The 22,928-nt window shown below is 58.5% G+C and carries 17 protein-coding genes; 2 read left to right on the top strand and 15 right to left on the bottom strand.

The window, feature by feature from the left end; genetic code table 11:
• Positions 1–17: 17 nt before the first annotated feature.
• The 14 genes from QEH57_RS01070 to QEH57_RS01005 form a co-directional block, all read right to left on the bottom strand.
• On the bottom strand, positions 18–800 hold the full coding sequence (locus QEH57_RS01070) for an SDR family NAD(P)-dependent oxidoreductase (protein ID WP_309004811.1): 783 nt from the start codon (positions 798–800) through the stop codon (positions 18–20).
• 56 nt (positions 801–856) lie between these two features.
• Complete coding sequence (locus tag QEH57_RS01065; RefSeq protein WP_309004810.1) at positions 857–1,954, bottom strand: sugar kinase; 1,098 nt, start codon at positions 1,952–1,954, stop codon at positions 857–859.
• Positions 1,955–1,972: 18 nt separating this feature from the next.
• Complete coding sequence (locus QEH57_RS01060) at positions 1,973–3,070, bottom strand: Ldh family oxidoreductase (protein ID WP_309004809.1); 1,098 nt, start codon at positions 3,068–3,070, stop codon at positions 1,973–1,975.
• 33 nt (positions 3,071–3,103) lie between these two features.
• Positions 3,104–4,087: a phosphoglycerate dehydrogenase gene (locus tag QEH57_RS01055; RefSeq protein ID WP_309004808.1), complete on the bottom strand. Its 984-nt coding sequence runs from the start codon at positions 4,085–4,087 to the stop codon at positions 3,104–3,106.
• 46 nt (positions 4,088–4,133) lie between these two features.
• On the bottom strand, positions 4,134–6,014 hold the full coding sequence (locus tag QEH57_RS01050; protein WP_309004807.1) for a tagaturonate epimerase family protein: 1,881 nt from the start codon (positions 6,012–6,014) through the stop codon (positions 4,134–4,136).
• A gap of 155 nt (positions 6,015–6,169) precedes the next feature.
• The gene (locus QEH57_RS01045) at positions 6,170–7,213 is read right to left on the bottom strand and encodes a LacI family DNA-binding transcriptional regulator (RefSeq protein WP_309004806.1); all 1,044 of its coding nucleotides are present in this window, start codon (positions 7,211–7,213) and stop codon (positions 6,170–6,172) included.
• An 11-nt stretch (positions 7,214–7,224) separates the two neighbouring features.
• Positions 7,225–8,514 carry a TRAP transporter large permease gene (locus QEH57_RS01040; RefSeq protein WP_309004805.1) on the bottom strand — a complete coding sequence of 430 codons (1,290 nt, stop codon included), beginning with the start codon at positions 8,512–8,514 and terminating at the stop codon, positions 7,225–7,227.
• Positions 8,514–9,050, bottom strand: coding sequence for a TRAP transporter small permease (locus tag QEH57_RS01035; protein ID WP_309004804.1), 537 nt, complete (start codon positions 9,048–9,050; stop codon positions 8,514–8,516). Before QEH57_RS01035 ends, QEH57_RS01040 begins: the two co-directional genes overlap by 1 nt.
• Positions 9,047–10,066, bottom strand: coding sequence for a TRAP transporter substrate-binding protein (locus tag QEH57_RS01030; protein WP_309004803.1), 1,020 nt, complete (start codon positions 10,064–10,066; stop codon positions 9,047–9,049). The genes QEH57_RS01035 and QEH57_RS01030 overlap by 4 nt, the downstream gene beginning before the upstream one ends.
• Positions 10,067–10,236: 170 nt before the next feature.
• Complete coding sequence (locus QEH57_RS01025; RefSeq protein WP_309004802.1) at positions 10,237–11,670, bottom strand: glycoside hydrolase family 28 protein; 1,434 nt, start codon at positions 11,668–11,670, stop codon at positions 10,237–10,239.
• Positions 11,671–11,673: 3 nt separating this feature from the next.
• Positions 11,674–14,088: a glycoside hydrolase family 88 protein gene (locus tag QEH57_RS01020; RefSeq protein WP_309004801.1), complete on the bottom strand. Its 2,415-nt coding sequence runs from the start codon at positions 14,086–14,088 to the stop codon at positions 11,674–11,676.
• Between the two features lie 360 nt (positions 14,089–14,448).
• A complete protein-coding gene (locus QEH57_RS01015; RefSeq protein WP_309004800.1) occupies positions 14,449–17,694 on the bottom strand; it encodes a TonB-dependent receptor in 3,246 nt (1,081 codons plus the stop codon).
• 374 nt (positions 17,695–18,068) lie between these two features.
• Entirely contained in the window at positions 18,069–18,803 is a 735-nt protein-coding gene (locus QEH57_RS01010) for a pseudouridine synthase (RefSeq protein ID WP_309004799.1), read from the bottom strand.
• A gap of 19 nt (positions 18,804–18,822) precedes the next feature.
• Positions 18,823–20,412, bottom strand: a complete 1,590-nt coding sequence (locus tag QEH57_RS01005; protein ID WP_309004798.1) for an FAD-dependent oxidoreductase — start codon at positions 20,410–20,412, stop codon at positions 18,823–18,825.
• Positions 20,413–20,573: 161 nt separating this feature from the next.
• Here QEH57_RS01005 and QEH57_RS01000 point away from each other — a divergent pair, with 161 nt between their 5' ends.
• Together QEH57_RS01000 and QEH57_RS00995 are read left to right on the top strand one after the other, a co-directional pair.
• Positions 20,574–21,116 (top strand): RNA polymerase sigma factor, encoded by a 543-nt coding sequence (locus QEH57_RS01000; RefSeq protein WP_309004797.1) that lies wholly within the window; start codon positions 20,574–20,576, stop codon positions 21,114–21,116.
• Complete coding sequence (locus tag QEH57_RS00995) at positions 21,109–21,882, top strand: hypothetical protein (RefSeq protein WP_309004796.1); 774 nt, start codon at positions 21,109–21,111, stop codon at positions 21,880–21,882. Before QEH57_RS01000 ends, QEH57_RS00995 begins: the two co-directional genes overlap by 8 nt.
• 72 nt (positions 21,883–21,954) lie before the next feature.
• On the opposite strand, the gene QEH57_RS00990 is transcribed toward QEH57_RS00995, so the two are convergent.
• On the bottom strand, positions 21,955–22,845 hold the full coding sequence (locus QEH57_RS00990) for a 5'-3' exonuclease H3TH domain-containing protein (protein WP_309004795.1): 891 nt from the start codon (positions 22,843–22,845) through the stop codon (positions 21,955–21,957).
• Positions 22,846–22,928: the final 83 nt, after the last annotated feature.

Genomic DNA, 22,928 nt, shown 5'->3' with positions numbered 1-22,928 from the left:
AAACAGGGGTTAGCGACCTAGATCGTCATAGCAGCATAGCCGCCATCGACCACAATCTCGGTCCCTGTTACAAATGAACCCGCCGTGTCGGACGCCAGCAGGAGAGTCGCTCCGACCAACTCCTTGGCCTCGCCGAAACGCTTCATCGGCGTATGGCCCATGATCTGGGCGACGCGCTCTTCGGTGAGCACCTTCTTGTTTTGCTCCGCCGGGAAGAATCCGGGAACGATGGTATTGACGCGGATCTTCTGCGGCGCCCATTCGCGAGCGAGATTCTTGGAAAGGTTATGAACCGCCGCCTTGGTCGCCGAGTAGGTGAACACGCGAGAAAGCGGGATCAAGCCGGACATGGAGCCGACGTTGATGATCGAGCCGCCCTGCCCTCGATCGAGGAAGTACTTGCCGAACACTTGGCAAGCGAGGAAGACCGCCTTGGTGTTGATCTCGAAAAGGCGGTCGTACTCGTCTTCTGGAATCTCGAGGAAGGGAGTCGGAGAGTTCGCTCCGGCACCGTTTACCAGAATATCCACCGCGCCGGACTTTTCCACGACGCGAGCCAACATATCGGAGATGGACTGCTTGCACGCGAGGTCCGCCGTCTCGAAGTACGCGGAGCCGCCAGCGGCTTCGATCTTGGCGATCCGGGCCTCGGCCTTCTCGCGGCTGCGGCCAACCAATACCGTCGTCGTGCCCGCTTTAGCGAGGCCTTCCGCCATCGCTCCGCAAAGCTCGCCCGTGCCGCCGATAACGACCGCGACCTTACCGTTCAAATTGAAAAGGGATTCTAGAAAACTGCTCATAAGGGAAAAATAGAACGCGGGGCGAATCCGCCCCGCGTATTCAAATATGTTATACGTTAGCGAACGACGCGCGCGCCGCCGCCGCCCATGACCTTTTCGACTTCCTTGACGGTCACCATGGAAGTGTCGCCTGGAGTCGTCATCGCAAGCGCGCCGTGAGCCGCGCCGTAGTTGACCGCCTTGGCAGGATCGCCCGTGGTGAGGAAACCATAGATCAAACCGGAAGCGAAGCTGTCGCCGCCGCCGACTCGGTCCATGATCTCGAGCTCTGGGTACTGCTTGGACTCGTGGAACTCGCCCGCGTGCCAGCAGATCGCGCCCCAGTCGTTAACGGTAGCCGTCTTGACCGCGCGCAGCGTGGTCGCCGTGGCCTGGAAGTTCGGGAACTCGGAAACGGCACGCTCGATCATCGACTTGAAGGCGCCGATTTCGATCTTGGAGATGTTTTCGTCCACGCCTTCCACCTCGAAGCCGAGGCAAGCGGTGAAGTCTTCTTCGTTGCCGATCATCACGTCCACGTACTTGGCGATTTCGCGATTCACTTCCTGGCACTTGGCGTGGCCGCCGATGCTCTTCCAGAGCGAAGGACGGTAGTTCAAGTCGTAGGAAACGATGGTGCCGTGCTTCTTGGCAGCCTTGACCGCCTCGATCACGAACTCAGGAGTCGTGTCGGAAAGAGCTGCGAAAATGCCGCCGGTGTGGAACCAACGTACGCCGTCCTCGCCGAATAGCTTTTCCCAGTCGACGTCGCCGACCTTCATCTGGCTCGCAGCCGTCAATCCACGGTCGGGTACGCCTACCGCGCCGCGGATACCGAAACCGCGTTCCGTGAAGTTGAGTCCATTGCGCACTTCGCGACCCAGGCCGTCGTAAGGCTTCCACTGGATCCAGGACGTATCGACGCCCCCTTGCATGATGAAGTCTTCGATCAAGTGACCGACTTCGTTGTCGGCAAACGCCGTCACCACGCCAGCGCGTAGGCCGAAGCACTTGCGCATGCCACGAGCGACATTGTACTCACCTCCACCTTCCCAAGCACGGAAGCTGCGAGCGGTGCGCACGCGGCCTTCGCCCGGGTCGAGACGGAGCATGACTTCGCCGAGGGAAACGATGTCATATTTGCAAGAATCAGCGGATTTGATTTCGATACTCATTTTTAGTTTCTAAAGAGGTTAAGACTTAGCGGTCTGAAAGCTTTCAGGATCCCAAGGTTCAAGCCCGCACTCAACAGCAAGTTCATTAAACGCCTCAATTTCGGCGATTGAGAACAGCAAACCACCGTTCGCTTCCGTCTTCGCAGCGGCGCCGGCTTCGATTTGTCCGGGGAGCAGACAATTTTCGTTTCCGTGGCCCAGAATGTCGTCGATAACCGCCTTCACGTTGGCCGCCTGGTTGCGGCCCTTGGCGAACGCCCCAGCGCTCATGGCATCCGGATGGATGACCTGGAAATAGAAGCAGGCGGTGTGCTTCTCGTCCTCGATTTCCCAGGAGCGGTTGCGAACCGTCGGCAAGGAACCGCCGATGAAGCCGCCCACGATTTCGTTGATAAGGCTCAAGCCGTATCCCTTGTGGGCCCCGAAAGGAATAAGGGCTGCCGCCGTCTTCGGGTCGGTCGTCGGATTGCCGTCCTTGTCGACCGCCGCGTTGGGGGGCAAGGTGCCGCCTTCGCGAGCGATCTGCTGCACGCGGCCCATGGCGATAACGGAAGTGGCCCAGTCGATCACGATCGGGAAACCGACCGCATCGGTCGTCGGGAAGCCCCAGCTGTGCGGGTTGGTGCCAAGCGTCGGGTACTTACCCATGAAGGGAACCACCTCCGCAAGGGCCGCCGTGCAATTCGTGTAGGCAATGTAGCCGCGCTTGGCCGCTTCCATCACGTATCCACCGCCCCAGAGGTAGTGGAAGGCGTTGTCCACGGAAACTTGGCCGATACCGTACTTGTCGGCGAGCTCGATACAAGTTTCCAAAGCCTCGTAGGCAGTTGCCTGGCCGAGCTTGCGGTTCGCGTTCCAAGTCTGGCTCGCCTCGAAACGCGTATCCAACTTTTCGATCTTCGCGTCCGGCACGCAGCCCTGGGAACCGGATCCGAAAAGATGGTCCAGGTGCAAGGCCTTCAAGGCGTTGTGCGTGCGGATGCCGTGCGTCGATGCGTAGGCGGAGAACTTGGCCGCGTAGGCTGCCTCTTCCTGGTTGTATCCGCGATGCTTGTACGCGGCTTCGACGAGGGCGTTATGGGTCGCCTCGGGTACGACTTTAAATAGTTCGCTCATAGGGGGAGTTGATAAAAGCTGATTCGCAGGCGACTAGCGGCGGCCCTTGGGCGGCCAAGGCGCCTTGTTGGCTTGGGCTTCCGCCGGCATGTTGTTGAAGAAGTTGAGCAAGTTGCGAGTGGCCATGCCAGCCTGGCGCTGGACCGACTCGTGCGTACGGGAACCGATGTGCGGAGTGATCACGCAATTCGGCGCCTTCAGCAAAACGTGGTCCGCCGGCGGGGGCTCGACTTCCAATACATCCGCCCCGTATCCGCCTACCTGGCCAGACTCCAGAGCAGCCGCCATGTCGGGAGAGTTTACCAACTCGCCGCGGGCGCAGTTGATGATGACGACGCCCTTCTTCATGGTCGCGATGCTTTCCGCGCAAACCATGTTTTCCGTTTCAGGAGAAAGGTTGGTGTGCAGGCTGAGGATTTCCGCCTCCTTGAAGACGTCCGCAATGCTGTCGAAACGCTCGATCCCCTGCTCCTGGGCGAACTCTTCGGGCCAGTAGATATCGTAGCCGATCACCCGCAGGCCAAAGGCCTTGGCTCGGATCGCCACCTCGCGGCCGATGCGACCGAGACCTACGATGCCGATGGTCTTGCCCATGATCTCGTGGCCGGAAAGACGCTTCCAGTTTCCGCTACGGGTATAATTGGCCTCCTCGACCAGATGACGGAACAAGGAGAGCATCAAAGCGAAGGTGTGCTCGGCCACCGTCGTGTGGTTTACGCCCGGGCAAAAGGTCAGCGGCAGGCCAACCTTTTCGGTATGGGCAACGTCGATCTTGTCCAAGCCGATGCCGTACTTGGAAATGATCTTCAAACGCGGACGGGCCTTGTCGATTACCGCAGCGGTGATCGCGTCGTCGCCGCAAATCATGCCGTCGATATCTCCCACCAACTCGAGCATGCGAGCTTCGCTGAGAGGTCCGCGTTCACGGATGATTTCGAATCGGGAATCCTCGAGCATCTTGTGATGCGGACCTGGAATATCCTGAAAGGATGTAGTTGTAAGAAGGATACGTGTCATGATCGGATAATAATAAGAATGGTTGGGGGGAGATCGATCGTTAGCGTTAGCGCTTCGAGACGCCTGCGACATTCTCGATGTCAGAGACGAAGGAATCGAAATTCGTGTATGAGGCAAGGCGCTCGTTTGCCTCACTGTAGGTTTCCTCGCTCACCAATCCGGTGTCCTTGGCCAGGCCAATGATATACAACGCCACGCGGCGGGCGAAGGCCAGACGACCTTCCGCGCTGATCGAGTAGAAACGGGCCCGCTGCTTGTAGCCGGCTGGCGAGTGGTCGCCCAAGGCGCTCTTCTCGGCGCTGCCGTTGGCAGCGAGGACGTAGAGGAAATTGTATTCAAACCAGTGCATATGATCCGCGTGCGGCGTCAGCCCTTCCAATGCCGCGCGACAGTCTTCCGGGGAAGCGAATACATCCGTATCGAGCTTTTCGAAGCTCAAGGTCGCCCGAATGAATTCCCGAGCCATGGAACGTTCCGACTCGGAATCGCTAAAGGCGCCCGAAACCGCAAGGTCTACCGTGAACTGGTACCAGTCCCGCCAAAGGGCTTGGTCGCCCTCGTCTTGCGAGCTCGAGAGGGCCACGCCCATCTCGTAGGTATAGCGACCGCTGGTCTTGATCTCGAGATTGCCGCCGGTCACCTCCCCCATCACCTGGTAGTTTTCGGAGGACTTTCCGGAGCCGGAGTGGAAGCCGATACTCACGCCAAATTCCTTGCACACCTGCCACTGCCGCTCGATGAGCTCGCGGAGCTTACCATTATCTGGATACGGCATGTTCTTCTGGAAACCGAAGGCCGGCGCCACGAAATTGACCGGCATGCCCATCGCCTCGCAAAGCGACAGCATGACCGCCGTCGTTTCCGGAGTGGTCAAGCCGGGCAGCTCGTCGATGGAGAGCTCGCGCAGGTATTCGCGGCCGACTTGCGTGGTGAACGCCGCCGCGCGGGCCGCTGCGTACTTTTCGTCGCGCGTCTTCATCTTCAACATCGACGGCCAGACGTAACAGAGCAGCGAATACAGTTCGCCTTCGTCTACCGTCAGTCCGCAGTCCGCGACACGCTTGGCAACGGTCTCCACCAAAGCGGCGTCGATATTCGCTTCCACATAAACCTTCTTTTCCTCAAAGCCTTCCGGAACCTCCGTGATCGCCAGCTCGGGCGAAAGGTCGAAAGTGATGTAGGAAGCGAAGAGGCAGCCCTCGACCAAACGGTCTTCCCGCACGTCAAACTTGCCGCCGATCGGCTGGTGGTCGGCATTGAAACTCCAAGGCAAGCCATTCCCATGGAAACCTGTCTTAAGCTTCGCCATCACGCAGCCATGGCTCATGCCTTCCACCGACTGCCCCTGATGCCCTTCCGGAACATTGGCTCCGATGAAGGGAAAAGGAACCGTGTCCAGCGTATCGGCCAGCATCGCGTCCACGTCGAAAACGAGCTCGCGGGGAATGGAGTTCTGGTTGGCCGTTACGCCAATGCCTAGATTAGCCATGGCCCAGTCGACGCCGGGCCAATGCAAGGTCGTGAAGCGAGCACCGATCCCCAAGGTGCTGCGCGAGATCGAGCCACGGGCGGTCGGGAAAATCGTACAATCCTCGTCATGCTCCTGAGCGAGGTTCTTGATGCGGATCAGGTTCTCGAAACTCGCAGGGAAATAGATCGCCCCCTCGTGCGCCACCTTCGGCTCCAGGCCGCAATCGCCGTCGCTGTCCGCGTGCAGCTTCCACGCATGGTCTCCCGTCGCCGACTCCACCAGCGTCCATTCGCCTTGGGCGGTGGAAAAGTGGCTCTTGCTGTGCTCGACCAGCGATTCGCCGGAGGAAATCGCCGCCGCCAGGGCGTCCCAGTCGAGACAGAAGTCGGGGCTCACGCAGGGGTTGTCCGCCAAGCGCAGCTCGTTCCGGAGAAGAAAGTCATTGATAGGTTTCATCGTATTGTCGGTGGAGCAAAGGCGAATTCATCGCCCCCCTGCCACTTGTCGCCTCCTAAAGAATGAGCTTCGACTCTAAGATCAAACCAAATCTCACTCGTGTTTGTTTATAATTATCAGTTATTGCGTTAAATCTGTTTCTGCAAGAAAATTTCCTAGCTGGACGCCCTAACGATCAGCTTCGGCTGGACCATCACGACCGGGTTTTCCTCCGGCGCCTTGCCGCTATCGATCAGCTTTTCGATCAAGCCCACCGACTTTTCGATGATTTCGGCCACGTTTTGGCCAACAGTTGTTAGCGTTGGCTCGCACCATTGCCCAATCTCCAGGTTGTCGAATCCAACCACCGCGAAATCCGTCGGAATCGCGTAGCCCCACTCGCGAATGGCCTTCATGGCGCCGATCGCCACCCGGTCGTTCAGAGCGATGATGGCCCGCGGCGGCGACTCGAGCTGCAATAGGCTTTGGGCCAGGTCGTAGCCGTACTCGTAGGACCAGACCCGACGGCCTTCGATCTTGAGCGAGAGGAAGGACTTCTCCCAATCCATGCCGGACTTCTGGGCAGCCTCCTTCAAGCCGTCGATACGCCGCGCTCCATAGATGGGATCGCTCTCGAGGCCGAGTAAGGCGAAGCTGTCGTGCCCCCGCTGCTGCAAGTGACGCAAGGTCAGCCCCATCGCCGCGGAACGGTCCAAGTCCACCCGCGGCAGCGGAATGTCCCGCAAGGAATCGACCGTCACCACTGGAACCGACTCGCGAGCGAGCCGCGCCAAGATGGGATCGTCCTGCGACAAGGCGGAACCGATCAGGATGACTCCGTCCACCCGGAGCGAAAAGAAATGGTTGATAATGTCCCGCTCCGCCTCGGGAATGCCCGAAGTGATCTCCATCACCGCCCGCAAGCCCCGCGAGCGCAGGCTTTCCTGCAAGGAGGAAATCTTGCGGGCCAAGATGGGAGACTCGATCTCCTGGAAGCAGACCCCGATCAAGCCCGTCTTCGCCCCCTTCAGGCTGCGAGCCATCATGTTGGGCTGGAAGCCGAGGCGATGCATCTCAGACATGACCCGCTCGCGCGTGTCCTCGTGCACCCCGGAATGCCCGTTGAGAATGCGCGACACCGTCCAGCGCGACAGGCCGAGGTACTTGGCGAAGTCGCCGACGGAACGGATGTTGTTTTCTTCCTCGTTGGGAGTAGGCATTCTCGAAAAAACTATAGATCCAAAAGATTAGGCAACCACATAGAGAGCTGCGGCACGTAAGTGATCAACATTAGCCCGATGAACATGGCGATGAAGAAGGGAATCATGTAAGGCGTCACCTTCGCGATGGTCGTCTTGCCCACGCCGCAGCCGAGGAACAAGCAGGTTCCCACCGGCGGCGTGCAAAGGCCGATGCAAAGGTTCGCGATCATGATGATCCCAAACTGCACGTCGTCGATGCCGAGCTGGCGAGCGATGGGCAGGAAGATCGGCGTGAAAATCAACACCGCCGGCGTCATGTCCATGAACGTTCCCACGAACAGCAACAGCAGGTTGATCATGAGCATGATCATCAAGGGATTGTCCGAAATGCCCAGTAGGGCCGCCGACACCGTTTGCGGAATGTTAGCAATCGTCATGATCCAAGACATGCCCGCGCTCGCCCCGATCAAGAGCATGATGACCGCCGTAGTGACGCCGGCCTGCAGCAAGATGTCCGGCAAATCCGCCAGCTTCACCTCCCGGTAGACGACCACCGACAGCAGGAAGGAATAAGCAACCGCGATCGCCGAAGCCTCCGTAGCCGTGAATACTCCGCCCAAAATCCCGCCGATGACGATCACCAGCAGCAACATGCTCAAGATCGCCCGCTTACAGGAAACTAGAATCTGAGCGACGCTGGATCGCTCCCCGGCCTTCAGCTTGTTCTTGGTCGCCACGATGTAGCAAACCACCATCAGCAACAGGCCGACCAGGATCCCCGGCAGCAAGCCCGCCATGAACATGGCCGCGATCGATACGGACCCGGAGGCTACCGCGTAGACGATCATGATGTTGCTCGGCGGGATCAGCAGGCCAGTGGTCGCAGCCGTGGTCGTGATCGCGACGCTGAATTCGTTGTTGTAGCCCTTCTGCTTCATCTCGGGCAGCATGAAGCCGCCGATCGAAGTGACCGCCGCTGCAGCCGATCCAGAGATGGATCCGAACAGCATGCAGGTAAACGTATTCACATAACCAAGACCGCCGGGAAAACGGCCCATCAAGGCCGCCGCGAAATCCATCAACCGACGGGCCATCCCCCCCTTCCCCATCAGGAGGCCGGACAGAATGAAAAAGGGAATCGCCAGCAGGGCGAAACTATCGATCCCGTTGGCCATCTTGGAAGCGACCATCAAACTGGGATCATGCCCGTCCGCCAGCATAGCCAGCATGGAGGCCAAGGCGATCGCCACCGCGATCGGCACGTTCATGAAAAGCAGTACCGTAAAAACGGATACGAGGATAAGGATGACTTCGATCATTACGCGGCCTCCTTTCCGTCTTCAGCTGCGACTGGAGCGAGGCAGGCTTCCACCAACTGCTCGAGCAGGAAGATCACCATGAAAACGCCGCTCACCGGCAGCGCCGCGTACTCCCACCACTTGGCGATGGGCAAGGCCACCATGGTCTGGCCAGAGTCCATGGTCTTCTGCACCAAAGCCCAGCCTCCCACTCCGAAGACCAGAATAGCAAAGACCAAAGTGATCAGCGCCCCGACGATAGCATTCAAGCGGCCGGCCGACGGGTGCAGCTTGCCTGCGAAATAGTCCAAACCGAGGTGGGCCTTCATGCCAAAGGCCACGCTGGCCCCGAAAAGGGAAACCCAAACCAGGAGCAAGCGGGCGAGCTCCTCGCTCCACTTAGCTTGCTGCCCGAGGGCGTAACGGGAAACGACTCCCCAAAGCACATCGAAAACGAGCAGCGTCATCAGGATGATGACCACCCATTGCAATACCTTGGTCAGCTCTTGGCGAACCGCGATGGCTCGCTGCAGTAGTTGATTCTTGGATTCGCTCATTGTGCTTGGGCGGCTTTGATTTTGTTGAGCCAAGGCTCCACTGGCGTTCCCTTCAAGGTAGCCGCGATCGGAGCGCAAGCCGCTTGGAATTCCGCGGGATCGCATTCGACCACCGTCACTCCGGCCGCCTTCACCTTCTCCAGGGACTCGACGGTCTTCTGGGCCCAGAGTTCGCGTTGGTAGACGGACGACTCTTCCGCCGCCGCCTGCAGCCACTCCTGCTCCTGCGGGCTAAGCGAATTCCAAACCTTGAAGCTGATCATCAGCAAATCCGGCACCCGCGTGTGGGCATCGGGAGTGTAGTACTTGCTCACCTCGAAGTGCCGACTGGAGTCGAAGCTTGGCGGATTGTTCTCCGCTCCGTCGACCACGCCCTGGGCCAAAGCCGAATAAAGCTCGCCCCAAGCGATCGGCGTAGGCGAACCGCCCATGGCCTCGATCATGGCGATCGCCATGCGGCTGTTCTGCACGCGAATCTTCATCCCCACCAAATCCTTCGGGCTGCGGATCGGCTTCTTGGTGCTGTAAAAGTTGCGGCTGCCGGAATCGTAGTAACAAAGGCCGCGCAAGCCGAGCGAGTCGCCCACGCTCAATAGCTCGTGCCCGATCTCCCCGTCCAATACGTTCCAGTAGCTCTCGTGGTCGTTGAAAAGGTAGGGCACGCCGAACACGCCTAGCTCCGGAATGAAGTTCTCCATGGCCGCGGTCGAAGTCTTCGTCATGGCCAGCACTCCGCCCTGCAGCTGCTCGATGCACTGGACCTCCGAACCCAAAACGCCGCTGGGGTAAATGTCGATGGTCATGCGACCGCCGGAGAGCTCTTCCAGCCGCTGCTTCATGTGCTCCATCCCGAGATGGACCGGATGCGTCGTGTCCAGTCCATGGGCGAGCTTCAGCACGCGGCCGCTGGCCTGCGACTCTCCCCGATTGGAGGAGAAGAAGGAAAAGACCACACTGCTTGCAAGGACTCCCAACAGGAGCCCAACAGCGAGGAAGGAGAGGGATTTACTATCCATAATGAGGTTTTATCAGGGGAAAGGGTTTCTACGGTCCGTTTCGTTCGAGGAAACGGGCTTGGGTGGAACGGAGAAAATCACACAGGAGTTAGGAAGCAACGCATTTCTCTTGTCTAAACAAAAAGGCTGCCAGTGACACGTCACAGGCAGCCACCTTCCTCGCGGAAAAATCAGAGCGGATTGCCCCAGATATCCGTCTTGGCGCCAGTGTTCATGAGCACGTTGTCCAAGCGCAGCCCCTTGACGTACTGCAGCACGCTCGGCTTCTCCACCCCCTCGAATTGGCAGTCGATCAAATGCACGCCCGTAATCGGGGTATGTTCGTAGCCCTTAAAGTAGAGGGCGTACTTGCTCTTGCGGCTGATCAGACGGCGCACGATCACGTTGCGCACCACTGGGGCAAAGTCGCCCGCGTCCCCTTCCTCGTAGACGAAGTTCACCTTGATGACGGAGTCCTTGACCACGCCCACTTCCACGTCGCGCACGAAGATGTTCTCGATCAAGCCGCCACGGATGGAATTGGTCTTGATGCGCAAGGCGCGATCGAGGTTCGGGCTGCTCATCTCGCAGTTTTCCACGAATACGTTGCGAACGCCGCCGGAAATCTCGCTGCCGATGACCACTCCGCCATGCCCGTCGACCATCTTGCAATTGCGAATTACAATGTTCTCCGAAGGCACGTTGACGCGGCGCCCGTCGTTGTTGCGCCCCGACTTGATGGCGATACAGTCGTCGCCCGTATCGAAATGGCAGTCCTCGATCAGCACGTCCTTGCTGCTCTCGGGATTGCAGCCGTCGTTGTTGGAGCCATGGCTCACCACCGTCACGCCGCGCACCGTCACGTTGCGACAGAGCACCGGATGAATCTCCCACATGGGCGAGTTGATCACCGTCACCCCCTCGATCAGCACGTTTTCGCAGCGATAGGGCTGGATAAAGTTAGGACGCAGGAAATCGCCCTCGCCAAACACGCGCTGCTCTACCGGCACGTGATCCCGACCGTAGTCGAACAGGCGGTTGCGGGCCGGGATCTGCTTGGAGCCACCGGGGGCCGACTTGATATTCCAGCCGAGCCAGTTCTCGAGCGTCGCTTGCCCGTCGAGGGTTCCCTTGCCCGTGATCGCCACGTTCCTCTGCTCAAAGGCGTAAACCAGCGGCGAGTAATTGTAGAGCTCGACCCCTTCCCAACGCGTGAAAACCGCCGGCAAATAGTCCGAGAAATTGGTGCTGAACTTCAAGGTCGCCCCTTCCGCCAAATGCAGGTTCACGTTGCTCAGCAGATGGATCGGCCCCGTATGGTAGGTTCCAGCTGGCACCAGCACCCTGCCCCCGCCCGCCGCGTTGCAGGCGGCAATCGCCTTGGCAATGGCATCGCCAGCCCCGCCCTCGACCCCTTCCTTGGCGCCGTACTTGCGAATGTCGAAATCCCGATCCGCAAACGTCGGAGCCTGGATACGCTCCAGGATCTCCTCCGCCACCAACCACTCGTACGCCTCGTCCTGCGATACAGGCTTCGCCTGCCCGCTTTCCTTGGCCGAGCAGCCCAGCGCCGCGAAAGCCAAAACAGAACCCGCAATCAACCGATCAATTCTTAATCCTCTCATAATTTACTTAGTCTCCAACAATGTCGTAACTTGCAAACCGGCCATCAAGAAAGGCCCGATCCCTTTCGGATCGTTCTCCACTACCGGCTCGCTCATATAATATTCGTAGCTTCCGTCGCGGCCAAAGCCCAAGCCCGCCACGCGACAGATATGGCTCAAGCTCGTTGTCCCGTCCGCATGCACGCGGACAAACTCCTCGAGCATCCCCGCAAAAGCCTTCTCCGCCGCCGTCCCGTACTTCGCGCCGAGCCAGCCATGGTTAACGCCCTTGGCCAACATGTACGTAAACATGCTGCTCGCCGAGGATTCCGGATAATTGCCAGGTGCCTCCGGACGGTCGAGGATCTGGTACCAGACGCCCTTCTGGGGATCCTGTACCTTCACCAAAGCCTCCGCCAAGTCATTCAGTATGCGCCTCAAGTCCGACGCCTCCGGCGACTCCTCAGGCAACATCTCCAGCGTATCCACCAAGGCCATGGCGAACCAACCCAGCCCGCGCCCCCAGAAATATTCGGAACGCCCCGTCTGCGGATCCGCCCAAACCTGCTGGCGCGACTCGTCCCAAGCATGCCAATACAAGCCCGTCTCCGGATCGCGTAGTTCATTTTCGCATACGATAAACTCATGAACCGCCTCGGCCACATGCTTCGAATCGTTGTACGCTTGCTCGTAGCCGACCATAAAGGGAATTCCCATATACACGCCGTCCAACCAAACTTGCCACGGATAGCGCTTCTTGTGCCAGAAGGCTCCGTTCTTGGTGCGGGGATGCTCCGCAAGCTGCCGACGCAAGTGGGCCGCCGCGATCCGGTAACGCTCTTCGCCGGTAGCGGCGTGAAGCTCCAGCAACATCTTCCCGGAGTTGATCTGGTCGATATTGAAGCTATCGTAAGAATAGGTCGCCACCGTTCCATCCTCTTGCACATAGGAAGAAATCACCGACTCCGCCCAGTCCAAATAACTCTGCTGTCCCGTCGCTTCGCCAAGGTCGTGCACCGCCTTGGAAATCAAGCCCGTAGTGTAGCTCCACTTCGCATAGCGCTCCGCCTCCGGATCGTATTCGCCGTGCGCCAAGGTCGCCCCGCGTCGCTGCAGAATAGAATCTCCCATTCGCTTTGTCCAGTAGAGCGCCTTTTCCGCATCGAGCGGACCGGACTTCTCTGCCGTATCCAAGCTTGAATACACGTCGACTCGAGAGGGAATCGTAAGCTTCGTTACCGTCTCCTCCAAGTAAGCCACAAACTCGTCCTTCGACTTGATGCCGTTCGGCTCCTGCGACCATGCGGCCAGAAAAGCGTACTCCACTCCCTTCACCCGTTGCCTAAAAACCGCGAGGTCGTTGAACTCGTCTTCCGCAAAACGATCGAGGTCCTTCTTGCGCAACAGAATTGCCATGCCCAGATCGCTGCCATCCAAAGCCTGCTTACCCCAAGTCGCAAGGTAGGTGAAAGCTTCGCCCGTGATATCCGTCTCCCCTTTGATCAATTCCGTTCCTTCATGCTTCACCAGCCCCGCGCAGAGCTTTCCCGCTTCCTCGGAAGGACGCAGACGAACCCACGTCAGGCGACTGCCCGCATGTATCGACAAATCCGCTACGAGATCCATCTCCGGCTGACCGCTGCCTTCCCAACCATGGTAGGTCGCCCGAAATTGGCTCAGCACCGGGCCATTCTCCAAAATCTGGCAGCTTAGCTTATCCGTCTTGGAAATTCGCTCGGCCTGGCCGTCGACCCAGAGCCCAAAGCCCCCTGCTCCCAGCGACGATCCGACCTTCAAGATATCCATGCCCCACTCCGCCGGCTCGCGGTAGGAATCAAACCCGTCCTGCCCCACGTCCTGCAGCGCCAGCTCATCCGTCAACTTGCCGAAAACGTCGAAGCCATTTCTCCAATCAAGATAAAAGCGGTACCCGACCTTGTCGCTTTCCCAACCGGGCCCCTCGTAGCGGAGGAACCAAGAGTGATCCGTGTGCTCCGGCGGCGTTTCCAGCGACTGCACATTTTCGAAGCGGCCGCCGATGTACTCGCGCCCTTGCCACTCTCCCCCCGTTTTACGGGAGATCTCCGCCTGCGTCCGCTGCTTGAAAACGGCAGGCTTCGCCCCAGCGAGCTCCAGTCGCACGGCCTTACGCTCGACGGGCTGAAAATCGAGCAGCAGGCTCACGGTATCCGCCACGCCATCCCCGCTGCGATCCCAAGACTGGGCAGGCACCGGCTCCTTGCCCGCAAAGGCCTCGATCCCCTCCGCCGCAGGATCGCCCAAGGCCAAGCCGAGATCGACCAAGCGCAAGTGAACCACCTCGTCCACGCGGACCGACTCGGTCGCATTCTCGACCTCGATCCGAGCCAAGGGTTCATGCTTCGAACAGCCCACGAAGGCCATTCCCAGTCCAGCGGTAAGTGCGATTGCTAGCTTCATATAAAAAAAGGAGGATAGTGATTAGCAAAGGGAGAAAGGGAGAACGGATCCAACCGGCACGCCCCCCGGAGCGCCGGAAGGATCCTTAATAATCCTCGCAGATCCTAGAATCCGCAAATCGTTCTCCAAAATTACGTCCCGATGTAACCACTATCCTAAAGTCAAAATGTAGGGTTGGGGCTCTTCCCAACAGCGTCAGCTAAGGCGAACGCCAACCCGACAATTCGAACGAAATAAACGACTCGTATTTAAATTATTACTACAGCGAGAGAAAAGCGGGAGAGGGAATCCCCTCTCCCGCGCAAACTACTAATCTCGTATTATATTATCTATAAACTATTTTGGGATAGAGACCTGGGACTAGAACTTGCCCTTCACGCCGAATAGATACTGGATACCAAAACGCTCTTCAATTTCTAGCACAGTCTGCAAAGAGCCGGCCGCATTCTCAATACGGTAGCCACGGCGGAACGCGGCATTGTTGATGTTGCGAGCATTCGCGAAAAACGACATCCGGTCGTTGATCTTGTAGGCGAAGTCAGCGTCGATAGAGGTGCGCTCCAAACGGTAAAGACCTGCTCTCTGCTCAGCCCCATTGACCTCGAACACGCGTGAACCCGCAATCTCTGGCCCCTGAATATTCCAACGAAGCTTGAAGTCCCATGGCCCACGCTCGAAAAGGTAGCCATAGTTGTACGTTTGCTTGATGAAGTCAGGCAAGTCGTTGGCGTATGGAGAAGCATCCCCCACTTCGGCGTCGGTCGAAAGGAAGGTACCATTGGCGTAGATGCTGGACCCCTTGAAGAAGTCTCCAAACATGTCGAGATCCTGCCTCCAGTTGATCTCCATACCTTGGATCTTTGCCGAGGCGACGTTCGTCGGAACGCTGATTTCATAGTCGAACCCTCCGTTTAGATCCTCTGGATCCAAACCATAGTTGTCGATGTCAGCCTGAGTGACAGGGGTGCGTCCATATACGAAGTCTGGCAGCCCCCAAGTGGTGAGGTCATCAGCAGTCAACTCACGTGTTTGAGTCTGGATGAAGTTCGTCATATCGTTCTGGAAGAAAGACATTCCGAAAAATCCAGTTTCGTCGTAGTAGTACTCTGCAGTGACATCGATGTTGTCTGATTCGCGAGGAAGCAGGCCAGGATTTCTTACCGATACGCGCCCCATGGTAGTATTCGGATCGTTCAACTCATAGCCGGGGTCGGAAGGATCCAAGCCATTGTCATACTGCGGCGCACTGAATTCAGTTACACCGAACATGGAACCGAAGTCAGCGCGGCCAATGGTGTTGGCGTAGCTGAGACGGAGCAAGAGCTTGTCGTTCACGTCGTACTTGATGTGCAAGCTTGGGTGGAAGCTATCGTAGCTATCGGACGCTTGGGTCCTTTCGTAGTAGTAGTCCGTCCTTGAATTGACGTAGTTGTTGGCGCTACCACGCACCGGCATCAAACCGCTGGCGCTGGTTTCCTCGTAGCGTACACCTGTCAAGACAGACAATCTGTTGTCCAGGAACTCGAACTTAGCCATCGCGTAAGCGGCGTTGATGTCTTCATCAAACTCGTAATAACGAGAGATCGTATGGTTGACCGCGGTGCTTTCCTCGAAATCGAACTGATCCCGATTCGCATTGAAGTAATCGTAGAGCTTGCTGCCGCTCGGCCAATCGAAGCCTTCGTATCCAAAATCAATTACCTGATCCTTGAACACGCCGTCTACGAACTGGTCCATCCAAAGCTGCTGACCGTCCTCGTTGTAGCCGTTGTACTCGTAGCGGAGCCTGAATTCAGCCGCTTCGCGGTGCTGACGTGAAGTACGAACACCGAACTTGAAGAAGCCTTGGTTCTCACCAAAGGTGAAGTTACGTTTGGCGTTGGCACGGAAACCAGAGATGACATCGACCGAGTCCTTCGGTTGGTCCCAAAGACGACGAAGCTCAGTCTGCTCGTAGATACGACCACGATTTGGAAGAGGATTCATGTCGGAACCGAAAACCGTGAAGTCGTTCCAAGCCGCAAGCGGCCCTTCTGTCATGTCGAATTCAACGTACTCGTTGTCGATTCGCTCAGCTAGTTCGTATATCATGAACCCGCGATCGGCAGTGCGGTAGTGATTGGTGGCTTCCGATACGCTTGCGCCGTAATCGATCGTCCACTCGCCAAGGTGCTGTTTCACGTTCGCATCGATGTGATACGTGTTACCGAACTTACCACGATAAGAGGCTCCGTGGGAGATACGGTTCGATTCACCAAACGCATACGAGAGGTCGCTAACTTCACCCGTCGGAGCACCCGTGTACGCAGGGAAATCACCGGCGTCTATATCATCTTGAGTGATGTCTCCGAGACCCCAGTCAGTATTACGGTTAACAAAGGTGGAATCGTAGAAGTTCAATTGCCCCTTGAGGCTGAACATCGTGTTGTCGTTAACCTTGTAGTCGAGGTTGGCAGAGAACGACTCGCGAGAAGTCTTCTTAGGACCGTCCTGTAACTGCAAACGAGTGTAGTAGATATCGTCAACATCGCCGTTACCACCGTCAGGCTTTTCCTGCCAATCTCTCCAGCGGAATCGCTTTTGAGGATTGGCCATGTTCGACTGCTTGTAAGTCAAGGCCAGACCGAGACGATCATCCATGAAAACATCCGAGTAACTCAACTCGAAGTTCGGCAGAGTCTTGGAGCGTTCCACATCGCTCGGCCAACCTGGCGACTTACCAGTGATAGAGTAATCAGAGTTAACGTTCAACGACGCCTTGTAACTGAACGTCTTGCCCATCGCGAAAGCGTTCTTACTCACCAAATTTACCGAACCGCCAATGGAGTTCGCAGACATATCTGGTAGCGGCAGCTTGAAAACTTGCAGCTGGTCCACGTTCGCTAGGGAAACCTGCTCGAGCTCGAACCGACGAATCGCATTGCCGGAACCAGCGCTCGCCATCTGCGAACCGTCTACAGTGACCTGAGTGTATGCAGAGCTCATGCCGCGCAGCTTGATGGAGCGTACGTCGGCCGCGACGTACTCAACAGATACGCCGGGGAGATTCTTGAGATACTCTCCAATATTGCCTTCCGCAATTTCGCCAAATGCATCCGCGTCCTGCACGACTACGAGATTGTCTGAACGGCGCTGCTCGTTGAGAGCCATCGCATTCGCATCGTAGTTCTCGCTGCCGTCGACCTCGAAAGCGGCCAATTCGAAGATTTCCTCCTCGTCGACAGCTTCCGCCGCACGACGGGAGACCAGGAGGATGTCGCCGCTTGAGCTAACGCCAGAATCAACGGTCACAGACACCGACTTGCCCCGCATGCCCACGTAGTCCGCAGAGACCGTGTACTCACCGTTAGGGACATTGGAAAAACGGTAAACGCCGTATTCGTCAGTCTTGGTTTCGCGCCCGGTCTCCTCGATCGTTACGACCGCGTTGTAGACGAGCTTGCCAGTAGTTGCGTTCTTAACCTTGCCCCGGATGGAGCCAGTCGATTGCGCAAAGCCGGTCGCAATCATTGCGAACGACAACAGGAAAAACGGGACGTAGCGAAACGCCGCACGCGAAGCGCGGCTCAAGGCCGCGCGTAGGGTAGGTTCTTGGTAGGACATCATAGGTTTGTGATCTTTTGAGGTGCCAAACCCTACACGTGTTTGCTACTGGGGGTAAAAAAAGTGCCCATAGCTGGGCGCAGGGTATCGGCGAGGTAGGATTACGGTTCTGGTAAATCGCTAAACCTGTGTCAACTCGTTTTTATTTACGACGATATCTACACTCGTTACACCCCTAACACGTGGGTGTTTGTTTGCTTTCTAAACATATTCGATGGGCCTAAACTCCCGCCTTATCCGAGGCAACTGGACTTACCGCAGGTCGGTATGTCGTTAAATCAAACTCCTCTGAAACCGACAAACCCTACGCGATTCAACACGTGTTGCGCTAATTTGCGCCCAAGCCCCCAGCCATCTGGAGCCGTGCCCCCAGAGCCTTAAAAAGGTGCCTTCGAGGCGGCCTTGAAGCGGAAGCTCCGCTCCCCCAAGCGATACTCGAGCTCGGTGGCCACGCAATGCAGGCAGAGCCGCTTCAGGCCGCGCTTGGCCGCGAGCTTGTTCTTCTGGAAGTCGCCATAGGTACGGTCGCCCACGATCGGTACGAAGCGTTTCGAGGTTTGGATCCGCAGCTGATGGGTGCGACCCGTAATCGGCATTAGGGTCAAGCGAGCCATCGGCGGCATCCCGCCCAAGGGCTCAACCTTCACCAACTTCGTCTCGGCGCTCAAGCCGCCCCCGACCGACGCCCTCAGCCCGCCTTGGGCCTTCTTGACGCTGATCCGGTCCCGCCACAGCGGAGGTCCGCCGCGAGGCGCTCCGAATACCAGCGCTTGGTAAGTCTTCTTCACCGCCTTCGACTCGAAGGCCTTCAAGACTGCCCCAGCCGTCTCTTCCGCCAGCGAGAGCAGCACGATCCCCGAAGTCGCGGAATCGAGCCGATTCAACAAGTACACCGACACGGAGTCTTCTCCTTCCGTATCCAAAATTTCATACGCTTGCCGCTTCTCGTCGTAGCGAGCAGCCAATAGAGCCTTCCCTTCCTCGCCCTTCTTGTTCGGATGCGAGAGAACTCCCGCCGGCTTTTCCACCGCCAGCAAGCCGTTCGCATCGCAGGCGAGAAGCTTTACTCCCCTCGCCCACCGCAAGCGCTTCGCTATTGCCGCGTAGTCCATATCCGTTCTTCAAGCGCTCCTATCGCGCCACCGAGCAGGCCGCTTCCGCGCACTTCACGCCGTCCAAGGCAGCGGAAACAATTCCACCCGCGAAGCCCGCTCCCTCGCCGCAGGGATAAAGCCCCGGCAGCTCCGGATGCTGCAAGCTCTCCTCGTCGCGCGGAATCCGCACCGGCGAACTGGTCCGCGTCTCGAAGCCGATCAAGCACGACTCCTCCGTAATATACCCCTTCATCGAAGCGCCGAACTGCTCCAGCCCTTCCTTCATGCGCCAGGCGATAAAGTCCGGCATCAGCTCCTGCAACGGACAGCTGGTCAATCCGGGAAAGTAGCTCGTCTCCGGCAGGCTCGCGGAAAGCTTGCCCTTCAAGAAGTCCGTCACCCGCTGGGCCGGAGCCTTCTGGACACCGCCGCCTGACTTCGAGGCCAGGATCTCCATATCCTTCTGGAAAGCCAAGCCAGCCAAAATCCCGTGTTCCGCCTCGTAGCGCTGCGTATCCTCCGGCTCCACCGTCACCACCAAACCCGAATTCGCGAACGGCGAATCCCGACGAGCCAAGGACATCCCGTTCACCACCACCTCGTCGTTCTCCGTGGCCGCCGGCACGATAAAGCCGCCCGGACACATGCAGAAGGAATGCACCCCGCGCTCCTCGATCTTGGTTGCCAGCCGGTACTTGGCCGCCGGCAAGATCCGTGGACGCTCCGTGCCTCGCTCGTAATGGTACTGAATGCTGTCGATCAAGGGCTGGGGATGCTCGATGCGCACTCCCACCGCGAACGGCTTTTGCTCCAGGCGAATCTTCTCCGCGTGCAACATGCGGTAAATGTCCCGGGCGCTGTGCCCGGTGGCCAGGATCACGCCCTCGCCCACGAACTCACGTCCGTCGCCAGCGACCACGCCCACCAGCTTCTTGCCGTCCGCCGACTTCAGCAAGCCCGTCACCCGCGTCTCGAAATGCACTTCGCCACCGGCCGCCAGGATCGACTCCCGCATAGCTCGCACCACGTTGGGCAAAAGGTTGGAGCCGATGTGCGGGTGGGCATCCGTCAGGATCCGGTGCGGTGCCCCATGGGCCACCAAGGTTTCGTAGACGAAACGTACCGGCCCGCGCTTGGTCGCCCGCGTATAAAGCTTACCGTCGGAAAACGTGCCCGCCCCGCCTTCTCCGAAACAGTAGTTCGAGTCCTCCACCACCCGACCTTCGCGCAAGATCGGAGCCAGGTCGAAGCGACGCTTGATCGCGTCCTTGCCGCGTTCCAGGAGTATCGGCCTCCAGCCGAGCTCGATGGCCCGCAAGGCCGCAAACATGCCCGCAGGCCCGCTGCCCACGATCACCAGCTTGCGAACGTTCTCCCCCAGCTTCGCGTAGCTCGGCTGCAAAACGGGATCCTCCGGCAAGGGCCCCGAGGTCGAAACCTCCAGCCGCAGCTGGATCTTCACCGGCGCCTTGCGGGCATCGATCGAATGCTTGCGCAGGCGAATGTCCACGATCGCCTTCGGGTGTATCTTGAGCTTTCGTCCCGCTTTCTTCTTCCAAATCTCCACATCCTCCGACTGTTCCAGCGGGAGCACGATATCTACGGTTTGAATCTGCGGCTTACTCATTTGCAAAAGCCTGATAGCAGCAGCCTTTCCCTATTCAATCGAATAAAAAGCCCCGTTCCGCAAAGATGCCTGCCCGCTCGCCTTTTTTTGGGAATAAACCAAGCTGACTCCCGCTCTTAGCCGTCCGATGGGCCAAACGCCCCGCGACAACGCACAGAACCATGCCGCCAGAACTCCAGACGGTCGTCGACGACCACTACCAAAACCTCTACCGATTCGCCATGAGCCTGACCCGCTCCAGCGACGACGCATGGGACCTCACCCAAGAAGCCTTCCTGCGCCTCGCCAAAAAGCGCTCCTCCATTCGCTCCACCGCCGCCATCAAGTCCTGGCTCTACACCACCCTCTACCGCGAGTTCCTCAGGATCGCCAAACGCGGCTCCCGCTTCGACTCCTGGGAAGACAACGCCCCCGCCGAAAAGGTCGACCACGAGCCAAGCGACCAAGTGAAGGCCAGCGAAGCCCGCGACGTCATGGAATGCCTGCTCGAACTCAAGGACGGCTACCGCCAAGTCGTCTCCCTCTACTACCTCGAATCCTACTCCTACAAGGAAATCGCCGCCATCCTCGAAATTCCCATCGGCACCGTGATGTCCCGACTCGCCCGCGGAAAGGAAATGCTCCGCGCCCAACTCACCCAGCCCAAAGCAACAGCAACCGTCGTCTCCTTCACCGACGAAAAACGAAAGTCCTCGCATGGATAAGCAGGAAGCAAAACTCATTCTCAGCAGCTACACGCTCGGCAACGAACCTGCCGACGACGAGCGCTTCGCCGCCGCCCAACGCCTCGCCGCCACCGACGCCGAACTCGCCAGCTGGTGGAACGCCCAAAAGCAGGCCGACCAAGCCCTCAGCGCCTCCCTGCGCCGCTTCGAGGTGCCGGCAGACCTGCACTCAGCCCTGAAAGTCACCATGGCCGACAAGCAACGCAAGCGCCTCCGCTTCGCCCGGGCCCGCAAATGGCTCTCCATCGCGGCCGTCTTCATGCTTTGCTCGTACCTGTTTTTCGAATACGGAATCGACCGCAGCGACGACTACACCGGCCCTCTCGCCCAGCGCGCCTTTAACTACTCCGTCGACGGGCCGCGCCTCTCCTACTTCGACCGCGACACCAGCAAGCTTCAGACCTGGCTGCTGGACAACGGCTTCGAGCTCCCAGCCCAACTCCCGCCCAAGCTGCTCGCCCTCGAAGGCGTCGGATGCCGCCCGCTCAACTGGTCGCAGGAACGCGTCGCCCTCATGTGCTTCAACACCGATACCGTCTACCACCTCTTCATCGGCATGGAAAACGACTTTCCCGAATTCGAGGCGTCGGAAAAGATTGGATACGCCAGCCAGGAAAACGGCTGGACGGTCAGCAAGTGGAAGGACCAAGACTACCTCTTCGTGCTCACCGCCAAGGCCACCGTCGACGAAATGTCCCAGTTCCTAGCCAGCTACGCTCCGGGAGACGCCCCCCCACAGCGCTGAGCTTTCACGTCCGCTATAGCCTAGGCAAAGGCGGAAGCCAGCGCCCTGGGAGACCCCGGACCCAGTAGCGTCCTAAAAAAGCTCTCCCTGCGAATAGCGCTTCAAGGCTTCCGCGTGGTGGCTCTTCATCTCCATCTCCTCGAGGATCTTGCAAAGGGCCTCCACGTCGAGCGAGCCGGTATCCAGCTCCTCGCCGTCGTGGTGAGTCAGGTTGAAGCCGATGATCTTCCGGTTGAGATCCATCCGATCCTTCAAGGTCGGCAACAGCTCGCGAAAGCGCGGCGGCTTGATCTCGGCCGCATTCGCAAGCACCCCGTCAATATCGCCGTATTCAGTTAACCACTTCACCGCCGTCTTGGGACCGCACCCGGGCACGCCAGGAATGTTGTCCGAGGTGTCGCCGATCAAGCTTAGGTAATCCACCATCTTTTCCGGCGGCAGGCCCCACTTCTCCTCGACTCCCGCCGGATCGAGCTCCCTCCAGCCAAGGCGCGGATTCGCGGTCGGCGGCGGCAGCAAAAGGTGGATACGCTCCGTAACCGACTGGGCAAAGTCCTTGTCGGCGCTCACGATCTGCACCAACGCGTCCGGCTCCTTGGCCACCAAGCGAGTAGCGTAGGCCGCCAGCAAGTCGTCCGACTCCACCCCGTCGAGCTCCACCAAGCCAAAACCCATCGCCCGCGTCAGCTGCTTGATGATCGGGATCTGCTGCTCGAACTCCTCCGGCGTCTCGCCCCGGTTCGCCTTGTACTCCGGCAGGAGCACCAGCTTTTCCTGAGCCCCGCCCAGATCGAAAAACACCGTCACGTGATCCGCCTTCTGGTCGTCGAGCAGCTTCCACATGGAACGAACCCAACCGTACAAGGCGTTCGTAGGAAAGCCGTCGGAGCGACGCAGTTCCTTCACCGCATAGAAGGCGCGGAACGCCATATTGAAGCCATCGATCAGGAGGTATTTCGCCATGACGCAACCAAAGCGACTCACTCCCCTGAATCAAACCCAAAGAAGATCAACCGCTTAGGCAGCGCCGTTCCTCGCCCCCACCA

This window comes from Pelagicoccus sp. SDUM812005, from assembly GCF_031127875.1.
Classification (GTDB): Bacteria; Verrucomicrobiota; Verrucomicrobiia; order Opitutales; family Opitutaceae; genus Pelagicoccus.
Note: the sequence above shows the minus strand (reverse complement) of the source record. Positions and strands in the feature narration are given on the sequence as shown.